Raw genomic sequence first — 1,722 nt, forward strand, 5'->3', positions numbered from 1 at the left:
ATATGCCTATAAATTAGATGGTTTTGAAAAGGATTGGAATTATGTAAAAACTCCCACAGCGTCCTATACCAATTTGCCGGCCGGAACCTATACATTGCTCATTAAGGGAGCCAATAATGATGGAATCTGGAGTGCAGGCAGCTCCAGACTAAAAATTACTGTTCTTCCTCCGTGGTGGAACACGTGGTATGCCTGGATAGCGTACATTCTGTTGGCTGGCGTGGTGGTGTACTATGTAGCCAGATTCTTGTGGCTAAGAAATGTTTTTGAAAAAGAGAAGGAATTACAGGAGATTAAACTGAACTTTTTTACCAATATATCTCACGAAATAAGAACCCGGCTGATGCTGATCAGTGGACCAGTAGAAAGGTTACTCAAATCGGATAATGTGGAGGAGGAAGAATTGCGGTTGCTTGGCTATGTAAGTGATAGTTCGGATAGTTTGCTGAACCTGGTCAATGAACTGATGGATTTTCGTAAAATAGAAAGCGGGAGTACTCGATTTGTCATTGGTGAATACGATCTGATAGCGTTTATCAAAAATGTGATGGTTGTATTTGAGCACTTGTCTGAATCCAAAAATATCCGCACGAGTTTTACTTCTGAAAGTGTTTCTCTCAAGCTTTGGTATGACTCGGATCAGTTGCAAAAGGTGATTTATAACCTCCTGGCCAATGCCTATAAATTTACAGGTGATGGTGGTGAAGTCACGGTCTGTGTCAAGGAAACGAATGAAAATGTGGTGATTGAAATTGGGGACAATGGAATTGGGATTGCTCCTGAGTATCTGGATAAATTGTTTGAAAACTATTTTCAGGTTGACGAGACAAAGGGTCAAAATACGGGATATGGAGTTGGGTTGGCTCTATCAAAAGGTATTGTTGAAAACCTGCAAGGGTCTTTGGAAGTAACAAGTGAGCTGGCTAGCAGCCGAAAAAGGGGACAGACCGTTTTCAGAATAACGCTACTCAAGGGTAAAGAACATTTTAAACCGGAACAGATTATTCCTGATACAACACCAGAAAACGGCAGTATTTCTCATAATCCTTTGTCAAACGATTCCCAGACGATAGAAAGACATAAAATACTGTTAGCGGAGGACAATGATGACCTTAGGGTGTTTGTGACTGAGGCCTTAGGCTGGCAATATGACATCATTGCCACCGTCAATGGAAAAGAGGCCTGGGGAGTGTTTGAAAAACAGCTTCCAGATCTGGTAATAAGTGATGTAATGATGGCAGAAATGGATGGATTGCAGTTGTGCCACAAGATAAAATCGGACATGCGAACCTCACATATCCCGGTGATTTTACTCACTGCCAAAACTGCAATTCCCAGCCAGATTGAGGGATTGCAACATGGGGCAGATCTTTATGTAACCAAACCGCTCAGTATGAGGGTGCTTGAATTAAACATAAAAAATATACTCCACTCCAGAAGGCTCATGCAGCAGAAATATAGTCGGCATATCTCACTGAGTGATAGTACGATTAACATCGGAAGTAATAAGGATGACGAATTTTTAAACCGGATCGTTCAATTTGTAGAAGAAAATATTGAGAATAATGCAGTAGGCGTCCCTGAGCTGTGCCGTCACATAGGAATGAGCAAATCGGTATTGTATCAAAAACTCAGGGCATTAACCGACCTAACCATTAACGACTTTGTAAAACTTATCCGTTTTAAGTTGGCCGCCAGACTCTTAAAAAATGATAGTCTCTC

1 protein-coding gene is annotated in these 1,722 nt (G+C 41.2%); it reads left to right on the forward strand.

Going from position 1 to position 1,722, the window contains the following annotated elements; all coding sequences use genetic code 11:
- Positions 1-1,722 (forward strand): ATP-binding protein (locus tag LZG71_RS30310; RefSeq protein WP_233827026.1); only part of this gene is annotated, 1,722 nt, incomplete at both ends.

Source organism: Dyadobacter sp. CY312 (assembly GCF_021390535.1).
Lineage (GTDB): Bacteria > Bacteroidota > Bacteroidia > Cytophagales > Spirosomataceae > Dyadobacter.